Source organism: Streptomyces sp. Alt3 (genome assembly GCF_030719215.1).
Classification (GTDB): domain Bacteria; phylum Actinomycetota; class Actinomycetes; order Streptomycetales; family Streptomycetaceae; genus Streptomyces; species Streptomyces glycanivorans.
This window is the reverse complement of record NZ_CP120983.1, coordinates 5575037-5595094: the sequence shown is the minus strand read 5'-3', so window position 1 is coordinate 5595094 and position 20058 is coordinate 5575037. Positions and strand designations below refer to the sequence as shown.

The following is a 20058-nucleotide window of genomic DNA, read 5'->3' as shown; positions in this document are numbered from 1 at the left end:
GGTCCAGCAGGGGCGGCCGACTGTGTCGCTGCAACAGCGAACTCCGCGGGGAGGGAGCCGGCCTACGACTACAGGCCCTCGCCGCGGCAGCTAAGAAGGAGCAGCCCGAAACGCATGATGCGGCAACACTAACCGAGGGGCGCCTGGTGCGTCGGTCCGTATCAGTATGCGGGATCGGTGCCTCATGGAGGCAGAACAGTGATACATCACTCTATTTCGTCAATCGCGATCGCAACCAGTGACAGGTTGATGACGGAATGCCACAGTCGATCGCATGCAGCCTCGACCGAACAACGGGCTCCAGCCCGTCTTCTGCACCATCGTGCCGCCCCACGTCCTCGACAAGCTGTCCCAGGCCGACGACCCGCTCCTGGCCGATCCCGCACGTCGCACCCTGGAGGCCGACGGGGCCCGACGCCACCACCGGCGGGTGACCGCGCTCGCCTGGACACCCCAGGCGGCCCGCACCTCGGCCGCGGTCCCCAGCAAGCCCCACCGCACCCTGTACGACTGCCGTCACGGCACGGACCTGCCGGGCGTCAAGGTCCGTGACGAGGGCGATGACCCCACCCAGGACGCCAGCGTCAACCGTGCGTACGCGGGGCTCGGCGCCACCTTCGACCTGCTGCTCACGGAGTACGGCCGCAGCTCGATCGACGGCAAGGGCCTCCCGCTCATCGGCTCCGTGCACTACGACGAGAAGTACAACAACGCGTTCTTCGACGGCGAGCAGATGGTCTTCGGGGACGGCGACGGCGAGATCTTCCTCGACTTCACCATCGCGATCGACGTCATCGCGCACGAACTGGCCCACGGACTCACCCAGTACACCGCCAACCTGGCGTACGAGGGCCAGTCCGGCGCGCTCAACGAGTCGGTGTCCGACGTCTTCGGCTCCCTGGTCAAGCAGTACTCGCTGGGCCAGAGCGCGGACCAGGGCGACTGGCTGATCGGCGCGGGGCTGCTCGCCCCCCGGGTCAGCGGTGTCGCGCTGCGCTCGATGAAGGCTCCGGGCACGGCGTACGACGACGACGTTCTCGGCAAGGACCCGCAGCCCGCCTCGATGGACGACTACGTCGACACGGACGAGGACAACGGCGGGGTCCACATCAACTCCGGCATCCCCAACCGTGCCTTCCACCTGCTGGCCACGGCGCTCGGCGGCAACGCCTGGGAGCGGGCCGGACGGATCTGGTTCGACGTGCTGACCGGCGGTGAGCTGGCCCAGGACGCGTCCTTCACCGACTTCGCCAAACTCACCGTCAAGGCGGCGCAGCAGAGGTTCGCGGAGGGCGACGAGGCGGAAGCCGTCCTCAAGGCGTGGTCGGAGGTGGGTGTGCCGACCAGGTGACCGGGTGGATAGCTGCCCGGCGACCGGGTAGGTACGGGCAGGGCCGTCCGGACGGGGTCAGGCAGGAGCCAGACGCATGCGTATTCAGGTGAGCCGGACCGGCGGGTTCGCCGGCATCGCACGCCACGGCGAGATCGACACCTCGGGACGGCCCGACGCCTCGGAATGGGAGGCTCTGGCAGAGGCGGTGCTCGCCGCCGGGCGGGGCGGCCCTCCCGCGGGAGTTCCGGACGGTTTCCGCTACCGGATCACGGTGGGCGACCGGACGGTCGACTGCGCGGACCCCCGGCTCACCGAGGAGCAGCGGACCCTGATCTCCCGGGTCCTGAAGGAGGGCGCGTAGCCTCCCGGGTCGGGAAGAAGTACGTCCCCTGGGCCGTGCCCCGCATCAGGTGCGGGGCACGGCCCAGGGGGTTCTGCCTCAGAATCCGAGCTTGCGCAGCTGCTTGGGGTCGCGCTGCCAGTCCTTGGCGACCTTCACGTGCAGGTCGAGGAAGACCGGGGTGCCGAGCAGCGCCTCGATGTGCTTGCGCGACTTCGTGCCGACGTCCTTGAGCCGCTTCCCCTTCGGGCCGATGATGATGCCCTTCTGGCTGGGCCGCTCGATGTAGACGTTCGCGTGGATGTCCAGCAGCGGCTTGTCCGCCGGGCGGTCCTCGCGGGGCAGCATCTCCTCGACGACGACCGCGATGGAGTGCGGCAGCTCGTCCCGTACGCCTTCCAGTGCGGCCTCGCGGATGAGCTCCGCGACCATGACCATCTCGGGCTCGTCGGTGAGGTCGCCCTCCGGGTAGAGCGGCGGGCTCTCGGGCAGCAGCGGAGCGATGAGGTCGGCGAGCAGATCGACCTGGCCTGCCCCTCGGCCGCCACCACCCTTGTCCGAGGGAGTGCGTCCCGCCTCCTGCTCCGCCTTGACCGCGGAGACCGGGATGATCTCGGCCCACTCGAAACCGAGCTCGTCGGCCAGCGCGGAGACGGCGAGCAGCTGCTCGGCGAGCGCCTTGGGCTCGACGAGGTCGGTCTTGGTGATGATGGCGATCTTCGGGGTCTTCTTGATCCCGGCGAGTTCCTTGACGATGAACTTGTCGCCGGGGCCGAGCTTCTGGTCGGCGGGCAGGCAGAAACCGATGACGTCGACCTCGGCCCAGGTGGTCCGCACGACGTCGTTCAGCCGCTCCCCGAGCAGTGTGCGCGGCTTGTGGAGGCCGGGCGTGTCCACCAGGATCAGCTGGGCGTCGTCGCGGTGCACGATGCCCCGCACCGTGTGCCGGGTGGTCTGGGGGCGGTTGGAGGTGATCGCCACCTTCTGACCGACCAGAGCGTTCGTGAGGGTGGACTTGCCCGCGTTGGGGCGGCCCACGAAGCAGGCGAAGCCGGCCCGGTGGGGGGCGGTGTTCTCAGCCTGCTGCGCAGCAGCTTCTGTGTTCGGTCGAGCGCTCATGGCGCCCATTCTCCCCGATCCGCGCGGCGGCGGTGCACAGCAGGGCGCCGCCGCCCCGGATCAGCCCGCGGTCACCGTGGACCGGAGCGCCCCGTCGGGCCCCGCGAGCAGCACGGGGGTGTCCGGACCGCCCAGGTCACGGACGGCGGCGCGGTCGGCGTCGGAGGCGGTCGCGGCCTCGGAGACGACGGCCGCCGCCTCCAGGGAAGTGGCGCCGCCGGCCACCGCCATGGCGACGGCGGTCTGCAGTGCGCTGAGCTTCAGCGACTCCAGGGCCACGGTGCCGGCGGCGTACGTGCGTCCGGTCTCGTCCCGTACCGCCGCGCCCTCCGGTACGGCGTTGCGGGCGCGGACGCTGCGGGCCAGGGTGACGATCTTGCGGTCCTCGGGGCCGAGGTCGATGCTGTCGGTCATGCGCTGAGCATACGAAGTGTGAGGGCGCCCGCCCCGCGACGGGGTCCGTTCACCCCGGCACGGGGTACATCGAGCCGCGCCGGCCCTCGGGAGAGGCCAGCCACTGGAGCTTGGCCTCCGTGCCCGTGTCAGGGAGCGGTGTGTGCAGCACGATCACCAGGTCGGGGCGGGCCGGCACGCGCAGCTGGGTGGATTCCACGGAGAGGGTGCCGACCAGCGGGTGCTGGAGCTCCTTGCGGATCTGGCCGCCCGGGGTGACATCGCGCCGGTCCCAGAGGGCGGCGAACTCGGGGCTGAGTTCTCCGGCCTCGGCGACGACGGCCCGGAACCCGTCGTCCTCGGGTGATTCCGAGCAGGCCGCCCGGTACTGCGCGACGACCTGGTTGGCGATGGTCTCCCAATGCGTCGACCTGGCCCGGTACACCGGGTCGGTGAAGAAGGCGATCATGCAGTTCTGCACGATGCCGGGGCGCATCCCGAGCACCGCCGCCGCCGCGTCGTTGTAGAGCACGATGTTCCAGTAGCGGTCCATGATGTGCGCCGGGAAGGGCATCCAGGCGTCGATGAGCCGGTTCAGGCCCTCACACATGTCCTGGTGGGCCGGGTCCACCTCCAGGGCGGGCGGGTTGAGCCCGGCCAGCACGTAGAGATGGCGGCGCTCCGCACTGCTGAGGCGCAGCACCCGGGCGACGGAGTCCAGCACCTGGGGCGACACGGTGATGTCGCGGCCCTGTTCCAGCCACTGGTACCAGGAGACGCCGACCCCCGCGAGGACCGCGACCTCCTCCCGGCGCAGCCCAGGGGTGCGCCGGCGAGCACCGCCGTCCGGGAGGCCGGCCTCGGCCGGGGTGACCCTGGCCCTGCGGCTCATCAGGAACTCGCGGAGTTCGCCGAGGCGGTGGGCCTTGTCGTCGGTGCCGGTGCCGGTCCGGGGCGTGGTGCTCCGGACCGCGCGGCTGTTCCGGGCCGGTGAAGCCACGTACTCCCCCTGGTGTCCGTACGCGTGCCTGCCTGGTGGTGCGGGCAACAGGATAAGTGCCCGCTCCCCACGGATATTCCGGCGGATCCAGGGTGTGGGACATGGCGATCGAATCCCCGACCCCCGTGTCCGTCGGCCCTGCCGACCCCCTCGTACCGGCACCTCCCCGGCTCTCCGGCAGGGCCCGGCTGGTGCTGTTCGTGCTGTGCGCCGCCCAGTTCATGGTGGCGCTCGACTTCTCCGTGCTGAACGTGGCGCTGCCGGTCCTCGGTGAGGACCTGGGGCTGAGCCGCTCCGGACTGCAGTGGGCGGTGACCGCCTTCGCCCTGCCGTCGGGCGGTTTCCTGCTGCTCTTCGGCCGGATCGCCGATCTCTTCGGCAGGCGGAGGCTGTTCCTCGCCGGTCTCGCCGTCTTCGGGTTGTCCTCGCTGCTGGCGACGCTGGCCTGGGACCCGGTGCCCTTCCTGGCCGGGCGGGCTCTCCAGGGGCTCGGAGCCGCGGTGATCGTGCCGGCCGGGATGTCCCTGCTGACCACGACCTTCCCGGAGGGGCCGCTGCGGGACCGTGCGCTGGGCATCAACGGAACGGTGCTCGCGCTGGGCTTCACGGTCGGGATGGTCGCGGGCGGTGTGCTCACCGACACCCTGGGCTGGCGCTCCACGATGGCGCTGCTGACAGGTGCCGCGCTGATCGTGTTCGTCCTCGCGCCGAAGGTGCTCACGGAGTCGCGCCCGCCTGGCCGGCCGAAGCTCGACGTGCCCGGCGCCGTCACCGTCACCGGTGGTCTGCTCGCGTTGATCCACTCGCTCTCGACGGCGGCCGTGCGCGGCTTCGGGGGCGCGGACGTGCGGATCACCCTGGTGCTGGGGGTGGCCCTGCTGGCCGCGTTCGTGGTCGTCGAGTCCCGCGCCGCGGCACCGCTGGTCTCCCTGCCGATGCTGCGGCGCCGGACGGTCGCCTTCGGGAACCTGGGAGGTCTGGTCACCTTCTCGATGATGAGCACCGTCGTCTTCGTCCTGACCCTCTACCTCCAGGACCTGCTGGGGCTGTCGGCCCTCGGGACGGGTCTCGTCTTCGGTGTCCAGGGCCTGGCCTCGGCCGTCGCCGGGGTCTACGCCCCCAGGGTCGTAGGCCGCTTGGGAGCGCGGCCGACCCTGGTGCTCTCGCTGCTCGGCCAGGGTGTGTTCATCGGGGCGCTGCTCGGCCTGGGCGAGGACTCGGGCGTCCTGCTGGCCACGGTGGCCGTCTCGCTGGCGAGCGCCTTCCATCTGGGCGCCGTCATCGCCTACGGGCTGACGGTGACCTCCGGTGTGCCGGACGAGGAGCAGGGCCTGGCGACGGGCCTCGTCACGACCTCGCAGCAGGTGGGCGTCACGATCGGCATCCCGCTGCTGGGGGTGCTGTCGACCACGCAGGGCTCGATGCTCGACGGCGTACGGCTGGTGGTGGCTGCCGCGGCGGTGGTCCTGGTCGCGACGGGCCTCGTGGTGGCGGCAGGGCTTCGCCGGACCGCCTGACGGCCCGGCGCGGGCCTACGGCCGGTCCAGGCGCAGGCGTTCCGCCTTGGGGAGTCCGGCCACCACCAGGTCGTAGCTGTCCTCCACGAGCTCCCGGACCATCCTGTCCGGGAGCTCGGAGACGGTCACGGTGTTCCAGTGCCGCTTGTTGAGGTGCCAGCCGGGGACGATCGCGGGGTGCTCCTTGCGGAGCCGCAGCGCCTCGTCCGGGTCGCACTTGAGGCTGACCGTCAGCGGCCGGGAGTCGAGCGCGCTGAGGGCGAACATCTTTCCCAGGACCTTGAAGACGGAGGCCTCGGGCCCGAAGGGGAACTCCTCCGCGCTCGCGTTGAACTCCAGGCAGAACGAGCGCAGTTCTCGGGGCTTCATACGGATTCCGCTCCATCCGGTTCCACCAGCACCGTGACGATCTTGTTCCTGCGGCCCGCCGGGGACTCCGCGGTGAGGCGGAGCTTGCGCCCGTCGGGGAGGTCCACGATCGAGGAGGCCCCGGAGATCGGGACCCGCCCGAGCGCCTTCGCCAGCAGTCCGCCGACCGTCTCCACGTCCTCGTCGTCGTACGCGTCGAGGCCGAAGAGCTCCCCGAGGTCACCGATGTCGAGCCGGGCGGTCACCCGGAAGCAGCCGTTCTCCAGCTCCTGGACCGGCGGGAGTTCGCGGTCGTACTCGTCGGTGATCTCGCCGACGATCTCCTCGAGGATGTCCTCGATGGTGACGATGCCGGCCGTGCCGCCGTACTCGTCGATGACGACGGCGACGTGGCTGCGCTCCTGCTGCATCTCGCGCAGCAGGTCACCGGCGTTCTTCGTGTCGGGGACGAACGCGGCGGGGCGCATCGCCGTGGAGACCAGGTCCGCCTCGGCCTCCCGGTTGATGTGCGTCTTGCGGACCAGGTCCTTGAGGTAGACGATCCCGACGATGTCGTCCTCGTTCTCCCCGGTGACCGGGATCCGGGAGAAGCCGGAGCGGAGCGCGAGGGTCAGTGCCTGACGTACCGTCTTGTACCGCTCGATGCAGACCAGGTCGGTGCGGGGCACCATGACCTCGCGCACGAGCGTGTCGCCGAGCTCGAAGACGGAGTGCACCATGCGGCGTTCGTCGTCCTCGATGAGCGACTCCTGCTCGGCGAGGTCGACCATCGCGCGCAGCTCGGCCTCGCTGGCGAAGGGGCCCTTGCGGAAGCCCTTGCCCGGGGTCAGCGCGTTGCCGAGGAGGATCAGGAGCTGCGGGACCGGCCCCATGATCCTGGCCAGCGGCAGCAGCACGTACGCCGCGGCCGTGGCGGTGTTCAGCGGGTGCTGGCGGCCGATGGTGCGGGGCGAGACCCCGATGGCGACGTAGCTGACCAGGACCATGACGCCCATGGCCAGGGCCAGCGCCTGCCAGGTCTCGGTGAACTCCTGGAGGCAGGCGTAGGTGACGAGGACGCCGGCCGACATCTCGCAGGCCACCCTCACGAGGAGCGCGACGTTGAGATAACGGGTGGGGTCGGCGGCGACCTGCTCCAGCTTGGCGCTGCCCCGGCGCCCCGCCCGTACGGCCTCGGCCGCACGGAAGCTGGACGTACGCGCGATGCCCGCCTCGGCACAGGCCGCGAGCCAGCCGACGACGATCAGCAGGACCGCACCGGAGATGAGGGGGACGCTCACGAGACGGTGGGGGCGGGGGACGGCCCGGTCAGCCCGCGCTCGCCGCGCCAGCCGTCGACGATCGCCGCCTGGAGACCGAACATCGCGGCCTTCTCGTCCGGCTCCTCGTGGTCGTACCCGAGGAGGTGCAGCACCCCGTGGACGGTGAGGAGCTGGAGCTCCTCGTCCATCGAGTGCTGCGTCTCGGCGTCCTCGCCCTGCTTCTTGGCGACCTCGGGGCAGAGCACGATGTCACCGAGGAGCCCCTGCGGGGGCTCCTCGTCGTCCTTCGCCGGGGGACGGAGCTCGTCCATCGGGAAGGACATGACATCCGTCGGGCCCGGGAGGTCCATCCACTGGATGTGGAGCTGCTCCATGGCTGCGGTGTCCACCACGATCACCGAGAGTTCGGACAGCGGATGGATCCGCATCCGGGCGAGGGCGTAGCGGGCGATGTCGAGGATCGCCTGCTCGTCGACCTCGGTTCCGGACTCGTTGTTGACGTCGATCGACATGGTGCGCTGCGACTACTTCCCGTTGCGGCCGGTACGGCCCTCTGCGTTGTCGTACTTCTCGTACGCGTCGACGATACGGCCGACGAGCTTGTGCCGGACGACATCCTGGGAGGTGAGCCGGGAGAAGTGCACGTCCTCGACGCCGTCCAGGATCTCCTGGACCTGCCGCAGACCGCTCTTCGTGCCGGTCGGGAGGTCGACCTGGGTGACGTCACCGGTGATGACGATCTTCGAGTCGAAGCCGAGACGGGTGAGGAACATCTTCATCTGCTCGGCGCTGGTGTTCTGCGCCTCGTCCAGGATGATGAAGGCGTCGTTCAGGGTCCTACCGCGCATGTAGGCCAGCGGTGCGACCTCGATCGTGCCCGCGGCCATGAGCCGGGGGATCGAGTCGGGGTCGAGCATGTCGTGCAGGGCGTCGTAGAGCGGGCGCAGATACGGGTCGATCTTGTCGAAGAGCGTGCCGGGCAGGAAGCCGAGCCGCTCCCCCGCCTCGACGGCCGGCCTGGTCAGGATGATCCGGCTGACCTGCTTGGACTGCAGGGCCTGGACCGCCTTGGCCATGGCGAGGTAGGTCTTGCCGGTGCCCGCGGGGCCGATACCGAAGACGATGGTGTGCTTGTCGATCGCGTCGACGTACCGCTTCTGGTTGAGCGTCTTGGGGCGGATCGTGCGGCCACGGCTGGAGAGGATGTTCTGGGTGAGCACCTCTGCGGGGGTCTCCGCGCCCTCCCCGTTGCCGTTCCCGCTCGCCCTGAGCATGGCGATCGAGCGTTCCACAGCGTCCTCCGTCATCGGCAGACCGGTGCGCAGCACCAGCACCATCTCGTCGAACAGGCGCTGGATCAGGGCGACGTCCGTCGCGCTTCCAGTCGCGCTGATCTCGTTGCCCCGGACATGGATGTCGACGGCCGGGAACGCCGTTTCGATCACGCGCAGTAGCGAATCGCCCGACCCCAGGAGCATCACCATGGGGTGCGCGGCCGGAATGCTGATCCGGGCCGTCGCCTGCTGCTGTGTGGGTGACTGAGTCATGGGCCGGCCCTCGGGCCTGCGCATACCTCCCGTTGCAGGGCTGTCGCTGCTCGACCGCCTCTGGAGTACCAGCGTACGACTCCCCGCCGACATCGCCGAGAGGTTTTACCCGGTGATCATCCGCCCTTCACTGACGGAACCCGATGGTCGGGACTGCGCGGCGCAGGGGCCAGGCCCTGCTGTCGGCGGGGAGCAGCTCCTCCAGGAAGGCGTAGCGCTCCAGTGCTGCCGGGTCCTGGTCCGCGCAGGTGCGCACCTGCTGCCACCAGGCGGCGACCTCCGCCCATCCGGGTGCGGACAGGGATCCGCCGAACTCCTGCACCGACAGCGCGGCCGTGAGCCCGGCGAAGGCCAGGCGGTCGGCGAGCGGCCAGCCGGCCAGCGTCCCCGTGACGAACCCGGCGACGAAGACGTCGCCCGCCCCTGTGGGGTCGAGTGCCTCCACCTCGATGGCGGGCACCTCGGCCGCCGTCCCCGTCCGCCCGTCCACCGCGTAGGCGCCTTCCGCCCCGAGGGTGACCACCGCGAGGGGGACCCGCTCGGCCAGGGCGTGGGCGGCGGCGCGCGGGCAGTCCGTGCGGGTGTAGCGCATGGCCTCCTCCGCGTTGGGGAGGAAGGCGAGGCAGTGTCCGAGATCGGGAAGGGCGTCCAGGTCCCAGCGGCCGGTCTCGTCCCAGCCCACATCGGCGAAGACCAGCGCGCCGTTCCGGGCGGCCGAGGCGACCCAGGGGTCGCTGCGGCCGGGGGTCAGCGAGGCGATGGCGGCCCGGGCGCGGGGCGGGCAGTGCGGAAACGTGCCGCCCGGCACCTCGGAGGCGGCCGGGGGCGGCGCCTCGTGGCCGTGCGAGACCATCGTGCGTTCGCCCTCGTAGGCCATCGAGACGGTGACGGGTGAGTGCCAGCCGGGCACCGTGTGCGACATGGACAGGTCGATGCCCTCGCCCTGTTCGAGGGCGTCCCAGCAGTACTCGCCGTAGTGGTCGTCGCCGAACGCGGCTGCCAGCGAGGTGCGCAGGCCGAGCCGGGCGAGTGCGGTGGCCATGTTGGCGACGCCTCCGGGACTGGATCCCATCCCTCGCGCCCAGGACTCCGTCCCGCGCACCGGCGCGCTGTCCAGGCCGGTGAAGATGATGTCGAGGAAGACCGTGCCGGTCAGGAAGACGTCGCAGGCCGGGTCCTGCGGTGCGCGCAGCCCGAGCAGCGGGTCGATGCCTGGATTCGTAGTGCTCACCGTGCGCTCCCCGGCCGTGGCAGATCTGAACAGTGCGAGATCCGGCCAGTGTGCCGGATCCGCCCCCGTATCCGGAGGGCCCGCGCCGGGCCGCGCACACTCACTCCCACCTGCATAAACATGCGCAGCTACCCGGCCTGATGACGCATAAACATGTATGTGACCCAGATCACATCGAGCCGACTTTCCGTCGCCAGGGCGCGCTTGATACAAATTGCCCCGCGAGCACCGTTCGGGACGGTTGACGACGGGTGCCGCTCCTCCCGCTTTTCTCGCTCCACCCTCCCCTGCCACACCCCTGTCTTGCCCTCCCCTGCCTTGCCCCGCCTTACCCTCCCCTGCCTTCTTCCGCCTTCTCAGGCATGTCTTCGGGAACGCCCATGTCCTCGCGCCCTCGCGCCGCGTGGCCCCTGGTCGCCGTGTTCACCGCCGGTTACCTCGCCGCCTACCTGCTCCCCACCATCGTCGGCCGTCTCAGCACCTATCTGGGCCTCAGTTCCGCACAGGCCGGTCTGGTCGGCAGCGCCCTGCTGCTCAGCTCGGCCTCGGCCGGCTTCGCGCTGGCCGGACGCGTCGACAGATTCGGGTCGCGGAGACCGGCGCGCGCGGGGCTGCTGCTCGCCGCGCTCGGGTACGGCTGCGCGGCCCTGACCACCTCGATGCCCCTGGTGATCCTGGGAGTCGTCGTCGGCGGATTCGGATCGGGCACGGCGACCGCCGTCGCGGCATCCGGCATCGCCGCGCAGAAGGATCCGCACCGGACCTCGTCACTCGGGCTGCTCAGCGTCTCCGCGACGGCGGGCGCCCTCTATCTGACGATCCCTCACCTGGGTGGCGGTCACCGGCTGCCGTTCGCGTCCATCGCGCTGGTCGCCCTGCTCGTCTGGCCCGCCACCTCCAGGCTCGGCGGCTCCTCGCCGGCCGGCGGGACGTCACCGGTGCAGGGGCGGCTGCCGCACCGGCGGTCCGGACTGGTGCTGGCGGGCGGGATGCTCGTCTGGTCCATGGCGCAGAACGCCCTGTGGGGTGTGAGCAGCCGCATCGGCGCCGTCCAGGTCGGCCTCTCCGAGGTGACCATCGGCGCCGTGTTCGCCGCCGCGCTGGGTGCGGGACTGCTCGGCGTGATGGGGGCGGGCATGCTGGGAGCCCGGCTCGGGCGCGCGGTTCCGATCGGCCTCGGGACGATGATCATCGCCGGGAGCATCGTGCTGAGCTCCTCGGCCGATGACCTGGGATCGTTCGCGACCGGTGAGATCGCGTGGAACACCTTCTACCCGGTGGTCCTGTCGTATCTGATCGGGCTGGCGGCCTCGCTGGACGTGCGCGGCCGCTGGGCGGTCCTCGCGGGCTCGGCCTCGTCCGTCGGCACGGCGTGCGGCCCCCTGCTCGGCAGCGTGCTCTCCGAGCAGGCGGGCTATGCGGTGATGGGCCTGATCCTGGGAGCCGCGACGCTCCTGGTCGCGGCCCCCGTCACCGCGGTTGCTCTGCACACCGGCGGCCGGCCGCTGGTGCCCGGTTCCGTCCGGCGCAGGGGTGGTGCCCCGGCGGCACTGCTCGCGGCCACGACCAACAGCCTGTCCGGCGCGGTGCCCAAGCTGGGTGCGCCGGAACAGGCGGTCACGGAGATCAGCGTGCCCGCGCTACGGCGCAGGCGGCTGGGCCGGAGCGCGTTCCGCACGGCCGGGCCGGCCGGCGGTGCCGGTCAGTCGAACTCGTACGCCTCGACCTCGGAGTAGTAGCGCGCCCTGCGCTCCTCGTCGTGGTCGAGGAAGGCCGCCTCGAAGGAGTTGCGGGCCAGGGTGCGCAGCTGCTCGCGGTCCAGGCCGAGCGCCTCGTGGACGGCGTGGAAGGTGTCTCCGACGTAACCGCCGAAGTAGGCGGGGTCGTCGGAGTTCACCGTGCAGAGGAGCCCCGCGTCCATCATCGACCGCAGCGGATGCTGCTCCAGGACGTCGATGGCGCGCAGCCGTACGTTGGACAGCGGGCAGAGCGTCAGCGGGATCCGCTCGGAGACCAGTCGGTCGACCAGGTCCGGGTCCTCCATGCAGCGCAGACCGTGGTCGATCCGCTCGACGCCGAGGACGTCCAGGGCCTCCCGGATGTACTCCGGCGGGCCCTCCTCGCCCGCGTGGGCGACCTTGCGCAGGCCGAGGGCCGTGGCGGCCGCGTACACCTCGCGGAACTTCGCGGGCGGGTGGCCGACCTCCGCCGAGTCGAGGCCGACGGCGCTGATGCGGTGGACGTACGGCTTCGCGGCCTCCAGGGTCTCCAGCGCCGACTCCGCGGACTTGTCGCGCAGGAAGCACATGATCAGCTGGGTGGAGATGCCGTGCGTCTCCTCGCTGCGGTCCAGCGCCCTGCCGAGCCCCTCGATGACCGTACCGATCGGGACGCCCCGGTCGGTGTGGGCCTGCGGGTCGAAGAAGATCTCCGCGTGCCGGACGCCCTGGGTGGCTGCGCGGGCGAGGTAGGCGTCGGCCAGCTCGGCGAAGTCCTCCTCGGTGCGCAGCACTGCCATCAGGGCGTAGTACAGGTCGAGGAAGGTCTGCAGGTCCTCGAAGAGGTACGCCTTGCGCAGCTCCTCGGTGTCCGCGTAGGGCAGGTCCACGCCGTTGCGCGCGGCCAGTGCGAAGGCCAGCTCGGGTTCGAGGGTTCCTTCGATGTGGAGGTGGAGTTCGGCTTTGGGGAGGTGCACGGGGTTCTCGTTACGTGTGGCGGGTGGGTACCGGGACCCTGATCAGGTCCTGGGCGATGGTCAGTTCACCGTCGAAGCCGGCTGCCCTGACCTGGCGCTCGAAGGCGTCGGGGTCCGTGTAGCGCTGGGAGAAGTGCGTCAGCACGAGGTGCCGTACGCCGGACTCCTTCGCCACCCGGGCCGCCTGGCCGGCGGTGAGGTGACCGTGGTCGGCGGCGAGCCGGCCGTCCTCGTCGAGGAACGTCGACTCGATGACCAGCATGTCGCATTTCTCCGCGAGGGCGAACGCGCCGTCGCAGAGCCGGGTGTCCATGACGAACGCGCAGCGCTGTCCGCGGCGCGTCTCGGAGACCTCGTCCAGGGGGATGCCGCGCAGGACGCCGTCCCGCTGGATCCGTCCGACGTCGGGCCCCGCGATGCCGTGCTCGGCCAGCTTCGCCGGCAGCATGCGCAGCCGGTCGGGCTCGGTGAGCCGGTAGCCGTAGGACTCGACGGGGTGCGAGAGCCGGTGGCTGTCGAGGGTGTACGCGTCGGTGGTGGCGAGGACCCCGTCGGCGGCCACCGGTGCCTCGGTCAGCTCGACCGACTCCCGGTAGGCCGTCGCGTACCGCAGACGGTCGAAGAAGCGCTGCCCGCTCGCCGGGAAGTGCGCGGTGACGGGGTGCGGGACCTGGTCGAGATTGATCCGCTGGATCACGCCCGCCAGGCCCAGCGCGTGGTCGCCGTGGAAGTGGGTGACGCAGATCCGGTTGATGTCGTGCGCGGCGACGCCCGCCCGAAGCATCTGGCGCTGGGTCCCCTCGCCGGGGTCGAAGAGGATGCCCTCCCCGTCCCAGCGCAGCAGGTAGCCGTTGTGGTTGCGGTGGCGGGTCGGCACCTGACTGGCGGTGCCGAGGACCACGAGCTCTCGTACGGACACGGTGGCGGCCTGCTAACCGGGGGGCCACTGCATCCCGCGTCCGCCCAGGACGTGGGCGTGCGCGTGGAACACGGTCTGGCCGGCGCCGGCTCCGGTGTTGAGCACGATGCGGTAACCGGCCTCGGTGATCTTCTCGTCGGCGGCTACCAGGCCCGCCTCGCGCAGCACGTCGGCGGCGGCCTGCGGGTCGCCCGCGGCGAGGGCGGCGGCGTCCGGGTAGTGCGCCTTGGGGATGACCAGGACGTGGGTCGGGGCCTGGGGGTTTATGTCGCGGAAGGCGATGGTCGTCCCGCTCTCGCGGACGATGGTCGCCGGGATGTCCCCAGTAACGATCTTGCAGAACAGGCAGTCGGTCTGCGGCTCACCCGCCATGGCCCGGCCTCCTCGGTCGTTGGGTCCTCGTGATCAGTACACCGGCATGCTATCCGGCCGGGCGGGGCGGGCGGCTGTCAGCTCCAGCGCCCGGTGCGTCCCATCAGCAGGGCCGCAGCCGCGGTCCCCGCGGTCGAGGTGCGCAGCACGCTGGGCCCGAGCCGGTACGCGGGCGCTCCCGCCTCCGCGAAGGCGGCCAGCTCCTGGGGCGACACCCCGCCCTCCGGGCCCACGACCAACACGATCGTCCCGCCTGCGGGGAGTTCGGCGGTGGCGAGCGGTTCGCTGCCGCTGTCCCGGCCCTCGTGCAGGACGCCCGCGAAGTCCGCCGCGGCCAGCAGCACGGCAACCTGTTTGGTCGTCATGACCCCGGCCACCTCGGGGAAGCGCACCCGGCGGGACTGCTTCCCCGCCTCACGCGCGGTGCTGCGCCATTTGGCGAGGGACTTGAGACCTCGGTCGCCCTTCCACTGCGTGATGCAGCGCGCGGCCTGCCAGGGCACGATCGCGTCGACGCCCGTCTCGGTCATCGTCTCCACGGCGAGCTCACCGCGGTCCCCCTTGGGCAGCGCCTGGACGACGGTGACGAAGGGCACGGGCGCGGGCTCGTCGTGGACGCTCTCCAGGCCGGTGACCACGAGCCGGTCCTTGCCCTCGGCCGCCCGTACGACGCCTTCGGCCCAGCGGCCCTGCCCGTCGGTCAGGACGACGTCCTCGCCCGGGTTCAGCCGCTTCACGGACACCGCGTGCCGTCCCTCGGGTCCGTCCAGGACGAACTCCGGGCCGCTGGGCAGCTGTTCGACGACGAAGACCGGTGCCGTCACTGGGCACTCCTCACACTCACTGCCGCACGCGCGGCTTCCGTTTCTGCCGCGAGCAGTTCCACGAGTTCCCCGGCGGGCAGCTCGCGTGCCATCCGGTGGCCCTGACCCGCCCAGAGGGCCATGCCCTGGGCGTCCCCGGCCTTGGCCGCCGCCCCGCGCAGCCCGCTGGTCAGCTGGTGCACCTGCGGGTAGGCGGCGGGGGCGTACGGGCCGTGCTCCCGTACGAACCGGTTAACCAGTCCGCGTGCGGGGCGGCCGGAGAACGCCCGGGTCAGAGCCGTCGTCACGAACAGCGGGTTGGTCAGGGCCTCTTTGTGCAGCGGGTGCGCACCCGACTCCGGGCAGGGCAGGAACGCCGTGCCGAGCTGCGCGGCGTCGGCCCCGGCCGCCAGGACGGCGGTGATCTGGGAGCCGCGCATCAGCCCGCCGGCCGCGATGACCGGCAGGTCGACGGACTCGCGGATCTCGGCGGTCAGGGCGAGCAGTCCGGTGCCCGTGAGGCCGCCCTGGGGATCGTCGCGGTGCGTCGACTGGTGGCCGCCGGCCTCGACGCCCTGGACACAGAGTGCGGCCGCGCCCGACCACGCGGCGTTCCTCGCCTCCTGGGGCGAGGTGACCGTGACGACGGTGAGCGTGCCGGCGGCGGCGAACGCGTCGAGGACCTCGCGGGTGGGGCAGCCGAAGGTGAAGGAGACCACGGGTACGGGGTCGTGCAGCAGGATCGCGACCTTGGCGTCGTACCCGTCGTCCCCGCCGGCGTCCGGGTCGCCCAGGGGGGTCTCGTACCAGGCCGCCTCGCCGGCGAGCTGGTGGCGGTAGACCTCGACGGCTCCCGGGTCGGCGACGAGGGGCTGCGGCATGAAGAGATTGACGCCGAAGGGACGGCCGGTCAGCCTCCTGAGCTGCTTGATCTCGTTGTACATCCCGTCCGCCGTCTTGTAGCCGGCGGCGAGGAACCCCAGCCCTCCGGACTCGGAGACCGCGGCGGCCAGCTCCGGCCGGGAGGCGCCTCCCGCCATAGGTGCCTGCACGATCGGGTACCGGCAGAGAGCGGTGAGGGGCGAGGACATGACCGCATCGTGCCACGTCCGGCGGATCGTGCCGAATCAGCCCTTTCACCCGGACGGGAACACCGCCGCGGACACGGCGACGCCCGCCGGTGCGGAGACCGGCGGGCGTCGTGGTGACAGGGTTCAGCGGCCGTTGAAGGCGTCCTTCAGGCGGGAGAACAGCCCCTGCTGTCCCGGCTGGAACTGGCCCGTGGGCCGCTCCTCGCCTCGCAGCTTGGCCAGCTCCCGCAGCAGGCGCTCCTGCTCGGGGTCCATCTTCGTCGGGGTCATGACCTCGACGTGCACGATCAGGTCACCGCGTCCGCCGCCGCGCAGGTGCGTGATGCCGCGCCCGTGCAGCGGGACCGACTGGCCGGACTGGGTGCCCGGCCGGATGTCGATCTCCTCCAGGCCGTCGAGCGTCTCCAGCGGCACCTGGGTGCCCAGGGCCGCGGCCGTCATCGGGATGGTGACCGTGCAGTGCAGGTCGTCGCCGCGCCGCTGGAACACGGCGTGCGAGACCTCGTGGATCTCGACGTACAGGTCGCCGGCGGGGCCGCCGCCGGGGCCGACCTCGCCCTCTCCCGCGAGCTGGATCCGGGTGCCGTTGTCGACACCTGCGGGGATCTTCACGGTAAGCGTGCGCCGCGAGCGGATGCGGCCGTCACCGGCGCACTCGGGGCACGGGGTCGGCACGACCGTGCCGAAGCCCTGGCACTGCGGGCAGGGGCGCGAGGTCATGACCTGGCCGAGGAACGACCGGGTGACCTGGGAGACCTCGCCGCGGCCGCGGCACATGTCACAGGTCTGCGCGGAGGTGCCGGGTGCCGCGCCCTCGCCGCTGCAGGTCGTACAGACGACGGCCGTGTCGACCTGGATGTCCTTGGTCGTGCCGAAGGCCGCCTCGTTGAGGTCGATCTCCAGCCTGATCATGGCGTCCTGGCCACGCCGGGTCCGCGAACGGGGCCCGCGCTGCGTCGCGTTGCCGAAGAACGCGTCCATGATGTCGCTGAAGTTGCCGAAACCGCCGGCGCCGAAGCCACCGGCCCCACCACCGCCCGACTGGGAGAGCGGATCGCCGCCGAGGTCGTAGACCTGCTTCTTCTGCGGGTCCGACAGCACCTCGTAGGCGGCGTTGATCTCCTTGAACCGCTCCTGGGTCTTCGGATCGGGGTTGACATCCGGGTGCAGCTCGCGCGCGAGTCTGCGGAATGCCTTCTTGATCTCGTCCTGGGAAGCGTCGCGGCGCACGCCGAGTACGGCGTAGTAGTCCGTGGCCACTTACGACTCCGCCAGGATCTGTCCGACGTAACGTGCCACTGCGCGTACCGCTCCCATCGTTCCGGGGTAGTCCATGCGGGTCGGTCCGACCACGCCGAGTTTGGCGACTGCCTCGTCGCCCGAACCGTAGCCGACCGCGACGACGGACGTGGCGTTGAGGCCCTCGTGGGCGTTCTCGTGCCCGATCCGTACGGTCATGCCCGAATCCGTAGCCTCACCCAGCAGCTTCAGCAGCACGACCTGTTCCTCCAGTGCCTCCAGCACCGGACGGATCATCACGGGGAAGTCGTGTCCGAAACGGGTGAGGTTGGAGGTGCCGCCGATGATCAGCCGCTCCTCCGTTTCCTCGACCAGAGTCTCCAGGAGAACGGAGAGCACCGTCGAAACGGTTCCCCGGTCCTCGGTCTCGAAGGACTCCGGAAGATCCTGCACCAGCTGCGGGACGTCCGCGAAGCGGCGTCCGACGACCCGGCTGTTGAGCCGGGCCCGCAGATCCGCCAGTGACGTGTCACCGAACGGTGCAGGGCAATCGATCATACGCTGCTCGACCCGGCCCGTGTCCGTGATCAGCACGAGCATCAGCCGCGCGGGAGCCAGTGAGAGCAGCTCCACGTGCCGGACCGTCGACCGGGTCAGTGAGGGGTACTGCACGACGGCGACCTGCCTGGTCAGCTGCGCGAGCAGCCGGACCGTGCGGCCCACGACGTCGTCGAGGTCGACCGCGCCGTCGAGGAAATTCTGAATGGCCCGGCGCTCCGGCGACGACAGGGGCTTGACGCCCGCGAGCTTGTCGACGAAGAGCCGGTAGCCCTTGTCCGTCGGAATGCGCCCCGCACTCGTGTGCGGCTGGGCGATGAAGCCCTCGTCCTCCAGCACCGCCATGTCGTTGCGGACGGTCGCCGGGGAGACCCCGAGGCTGTGCCGCTCCGTGAGCGCCTTGGAGCCGACGGGCTCCTCGGTGCCGACATAGTCCTGGACGATGGCGCGCAGCACTTCGAGTCTGCGTTCGCTGAGCACCGCGCACACCTCCAGCTGTGGTTCTTCGGCGTCTGCCTGGCACTCTGTGCGTTCGAGTGCCAGCAATCCCCCCGGTCAGTGTACGGGGGCGGGGTGGGGCGTGGGCAAGGGCGACCGGCCACGCCGTCGTGGGACCGTGCAGGTCGTTGCCGATAGCGTCGCTGTATGGATGTCTCTTGGGAAGAGTTCGGCTGGGAGCGGTTGGGCAACGGTATCGGGCGGCGGCGCCTGCCCGTCTGGGACGCGACCGTGACGCTGGTGGCCGGGGCGGACGGCGTGCTGCTCCACGACACGGGTTCGACGCTCCGGGAGGGTGTGGAACTGAGGACCCAGGCGGAGGCCCTGCTGGGCCGGAGGGTGACGCATATCGCACTGAGCCATCCGCACTTCGACCATGTGCTGGGCACGGCCGCGTTCTCCGGGGCGGAGGTCTACGGCGCGGTCGGGACGGCGGATCTCCTGGCGCGGGGGGCCGGGGAGCTGCGGGCGGACGCGATGCGGCACGGGATGAGCGAGGCGGACGCCACGGCCGCCACGGACGCCCTGGTGCCCCCGCGTCACCAGGTGAGCGGCGAGTGGACGCTCGACCTCGGCGACGGGTTCCAGGTGCTGCTGGCCAATGTGGGCCCCGGTCACAGCGGCCACGACCTCGCCGTACTGGTGCCCGGTTCCCCCGTCGTGGTGCTCTGCGGCGATCTGGTCGAGGAGTCGGGCGAACCTCAGGCGGGCCGGGACGCGGTCCCCACGCACTGGCCGGCCGCTCTGGACCGGCTGCTCGAACTGGGCGGCGAGGACGCGCTGTACGTACCGGGGCACGGGGCGGTCGTCGACGCGGCGTTCGTACGGGCGCAGCGTGATCAACTCGCCGCCCGCTTCGGCGTGTCGTGAACGGGCGCCCGTTTATCGTCGTGCCATGCGCAGCTACCAGCCGGACCTGACCCCGCCGTGGAAGAAGTCCGCCCCCGCCCCGGAGGTGCCCGCCGAGCCCGATCTGGTGGTCGAGGAGGTTGTCAGCGGCTTCTGCGGCGCGGTGATCCGGTGCGAGAGGACGGCACAGGGGCCGACGGTCACGCTGGAGGACCGCTTCGGCAAGCACCGGGTCTTCCCCATGGAGCCCCGCGGCTTCCTGCTGGAGGGGAAGGTGGTCACGCTCGTGCGTCCGTCGGCCGGCGGCCCGGTCCGGCCCGCGCGGACCGCCTCCGGTTCGGTGGCGGTCCCCGGGGCGCGGGCACGGGTGGCGCGCGCGGGCCGGATCTATGTGGAGGGGCGGCACGACGCCGAGCTCGTGGAGCGGGTCTGGGGCGACGACCTGCGCATCGAGGGCGTGGTGGTGGAGTACCTGGAGGGTGTGGACGACCTCCCCGCGATCGTGCGGGAGTTCGCACCCGGCCCGGACGCCCGGCTCGGGGTGCTGGTCGACCACCTGGTCCCCGGCTCGAAGGAGTCCCGGATCGCCGCTCAGGTCACCGACGCCGACGTGCTGGTGGTGGGGCATCCGTACATCGACGTGTGGGAGGCCGTGAAGCCGTCGTCCGTGGGCATCCCCGGGTGGCCGGCCGTGCCGCGCGGCCAGGACTGGAAGACCGGCGTGTGCCGCGCGCTGGGCTGGCCGGAGAACACGGGAGCCGCCTGGCAGCACATCCTGTCCAGGGTCGGCTCCTACAAGGACCTGGAACCGCAACTGCTGGGCCGCGTGGAGGAATTGATCGACTTCGTCACCCTTCCTGCCTGATGTCCCGGTAGCGTCGAGGAGGATCCGGTATCGATCCCCGTGAACACCTGCGCCACAC

Annotated in this window: 21 protein-coding genes; 6 read left to right on the top strand and 15 right to left on the bottom strand. The window is 71.1% G+C overall.

Annotated elements, in window-relative coordinates; all coding sequences use genetic code 11:
* The first annotated feature begins 274 nt into the window (after nucleotides 1-274).
* Together P8A20_RS24550 and P8A20_RS24545 are read left to right on the top strand one after the other, a co-directional pair.
* Complete coding sequence (locus P8A20_RS24550; RefSeq protein ID WP_147963352.1) at nucleotides 275-1351, top strand: M4 family metallopeptidase; 1077 nt, start codon at nucleotides 275-277, stop codon at nucleotides 1349-1351.
* A 76-nt stretch (nucleotides 1352-1427) separates the two neighbouring features.
* Entirely contained in the window at nucleotides 1428-1694 is a 267-nt protein-coding gene (locus P8A20_RS24545; RefSeq protein ID WP_147963353.1) for a protealysin inhibitor emfourin, read from the top strand.
* 78 nt (nucleotides 1695-1772) lie between these two features.
* Here the strand turns inward: P8A20_RS24545 and P8A20_RS24540 are convergent, their stop codons facing one another.
* From P8A20_RS24540 to P8A20_RS24530, 3 genes are read right to left on the bottom strand one after another with little or no spacing between them, the layout of a single operon-like run.
* Nucleotides 1773-2801 (bottom strand): GTPase Era, encoded by a 1029-nt coding sequence (locus P8A20_RS24540; protein ID WP_187282401.1) that lies wholly within the window; start codon nucleotides 2799-2801, stop codon nucleotides 1773-1775.
* A 51-nt stretch (nucleotides 2802-2852) separates the two neighbouring features.
* Nucleotides 2853-3206, bottom strand: a complete 354-nt coding sequence (locus tag P8A20_RS24535) for a cytidine deaminase-like protein (protein WP_147963355.1) — start codon at nucleotides 3204-3206, stop codon at nucleotides 2853-2855.
* Nucleotides 3207-3255: 49 nt separating this feature from the next.
* Nucleotides 3256-4185: a helix-turn-helix transcriptional regulator gene (locus tag P8A20_RS24530; protein WP_306104270.1), complete on the bottom strand. Its 930-nt coding sequence runs from the start codon at nucleotides 4183-4185 to the stop codon at nucleotides 3256-3258.
* 101 nt (nucleotides 4186-4286) lie between these two features.
* Here P8A20_RS24530 and P8A20_RS24525 point away from each other — a divergent pair, with 101 nt between their 5' ends.
* The gene (locus P8A20_RS24525; protein ID WP_147963356.1) at nucleotides 4287-5702 is read left to right on the top strand and encodes an MFS transporter; all 1416 of its coding nucleotides are present in this window, start codon (nucleotides 4287-4289) and stop codon (nucleotides 5700-5702) included.
* A 15-nt stretch (nucleotides 5703-5717) separates the two neighbouring features.
* Here P8A20_RS24525 and P8A20_RS24520 read toward each other — a convergent pair whose 3' ends face one another.
* From P8A20_RS24520 to P8A20_RS24500, 5 genes are all read right to left on the bottom strand, one after another.
* Nucleotides 5718-6071 (bottom strand): MmcQ/YjbR family DNA-binding protein, encoded by a 354-nt coding sequence (locus tag P8A20_RS24520; protein WP_147963357.1) that lies wholly within the window; start codon nucleotides 6069-6071, stop codon nucleotides 5718-5720.
* Nucleotides 6068-7351 carry a hemolysin family protein gene (locus tag P8A20_RS24515; RefSeq protein ID WP_147963358.1) on the bottom strand — a complete coding sequence of 428 codons (1284 nt, stop codon included), beginning with the start codon at nucleotides 7349-7351 and terminating at the stop codon, nucleotides 6068-6070. Before P8A20_RS24515 ends, P8A20_RS24520 begins: the two co-directional genes overlap by 4 nt.
* Complete coding sequence (gene ybeY / locus P8A20_RS24510; RefSeq protein ID WP_014156362.1) at nucleotides 7348-7845, bottom strand: rRNA maturation RNase YbeY; 498 nt, start codon at nucleotides 7843-7845, stop codon at nucleotides 7348-7350. Before ybeY ends, P8A20_RS24515 begins: the two co-directional genes overlap by 4 nt.
* Nucleotides 7846-7857: 12 nt before the next feature.
* Nucleotides 7858-8880, bottom strand: a complete 1023-nt coding sequence (locus tag P8A20_RS24505) for a PhoH family protein (RefSeq protein ID WP_147963359.1) — start codon at nucleotides 8878-8880, stop codon at nucleotides 7858-7860.
* A gap of 127 nt (nucleotides 8881-9007) precedes the next feature.
* Nucleotides 9008-10111, bottom strand: a complete 1104-nt coding sequence (locus P8A20_RS24500) for a carbohydrate kinase family protein (protein ID WP_306104269.1) — start codon at nucleotides 10109-10111, stop codon at nucleotides 9008-9010.
* Between the two features lie 380 nt (nucleotides 10112-10491).
* Between P8A20_RS24500 and P8A20_RS24495 the strand changes: the two genes are divergently transcribed.
* Nucleotides 10492-11847 carry an MFS transporter gene (locus P8A20_RS24495; protein ID WP_147963361.1) on the top strand — a complete coding sequence of 452 codons (1356 nt, stop codon included), beginning with the start codon at nucleotides 10492-10494 and terminating at the stop codon, nucleotides 11845-11847.
* On the opposite strand, the gene P8A20_RS24490 is transcribed toward P8A20_RS24495, so the two are convergent.
* From P8A20_RS24490 to hrcA, 7 genes are all read right to left on the bottom strand, one after another.
* Nucleotides 11814-12806 (bottom strand): adenosine deaminase, encoded by a 993-nt coding sequence (locus P8A20_RS24490; protein WP_147963362.1) that lies wholly within the window; start codon nucleotides 12804-12806, stop codon nucleotides 11814-11816. The two genes, P8A20_RS24495 and P8A20_RS24490, sit on opposite strands and share 34 nt — an antisense overlap.
* A gap of 10 nt (nucleotides 12807-12816) precedes the next feature.
* Complete coding sequence (locus P8A20_RS24485) at nucleotides 12817-13725, bottom strand: ribonuclease Z (protein ID WP_306104268.1); 909 nt, start codon at nucleotides 13723-13725, stop codon at nucleotides 12817-12819.
* Nucleotides 13726-13737: 12 nt separating this feature from the next.
* Nucleotides 13738-14097, bottom strand: coding sequence for a histidine triad nucleotide-binding protein (locus P8A20_RS24480; protein ID WP_306104267.1), 360 nt, complete (start codon nucleotides 14095-14097; stop codon nucleotides 13738-13740).
* Nucleotides 14098-14174: 77 nt separating this feature from the next.
* Nucleotides 14175-14921 carry a 16S rRNA (uracil(1498)-N(3))-methyltransferase gene (locus tag P8A20_RS24475; RefSeq protein ID WP_306104266.1) on the bottom strand — a complete coding sequence of 249 codons (747 nt, stop codon included), beginning with the start codon at nucleotides 14919-14921 and terminating at the stop codon, nucleotides 14175-14177.
* The gene (locus P8A20_RS24470) at nucleotides 14918-15991 is read right to left on the bottom strand and encodes a nitronate monooxygenase (RefSeq protein ID WP_306104265.1); all 1074 of its coding nucleotides are present in this window, start codon (nucleotides 15989-15991) and stop codon (nucleotides 14918-14920) included. Before P8A20_RS24470 ends, P8A20_RS24475 begins: the two co-directional genes overlap by 4 nt.
* Nucleotides 15992-16114: 123 nt before the next feature.
* Nucleotides 16115-17251, bottom strand: a complete 1137-nt coding sequence (gene dnaJ, locus P8A20_RS24465; RefSeq protein ID WP_014156353.1) for a molecular chaperone DnaJ — start codon at nucleotides 17249-17251, stop codon at nucleotides 16115-16117.
* On the bottom strand, nucleotides 17252-18268 hold the full coding sequence (gene hrcA / locus P8A20_RS24460; RefSeq protein WP_147963368.1) for a heat-inducible transcriptional repressor HrcA: 1017 nt from the start codon (nucleotides 18266-18268) through the stop codon (nucleotides 17252-17254).
* A 165-nt stretch (nucleotides 18269-18433) separates the two neighbouring features.
* Here hrcA and P8A20_RS24455 point away from each other — a divergent pair, with 165 nt between their 5' ends.
* Both P8A20_RS24455 and P8A20_RS24450 read left to right on the top strand, forming a co-directional pair.
* Nucleotides 18434-19156, top strand: a complete 723-nt coding sequence (locus P8A20_RS24455) for an MBL fold metallo-hydrolase (protein WP_147963369.1) — start codon at nucleotides 18434-18436, stop codon at nucleotides 19154-19156.
* 25 nt (nucleotides 19157-19181) lie between these two features.
* Entirely contained in the window at nucleotides 19182-20000 is an 819-nt protein-coding gene (locus tag P8A20_RS24450) for a DUF3097 domain-containing protein (protein WP_147963370.1), read from the top strand.
* The last annotated feature ends 58 nt before the right edge of the window (nucleotides 20001-20058 follow it).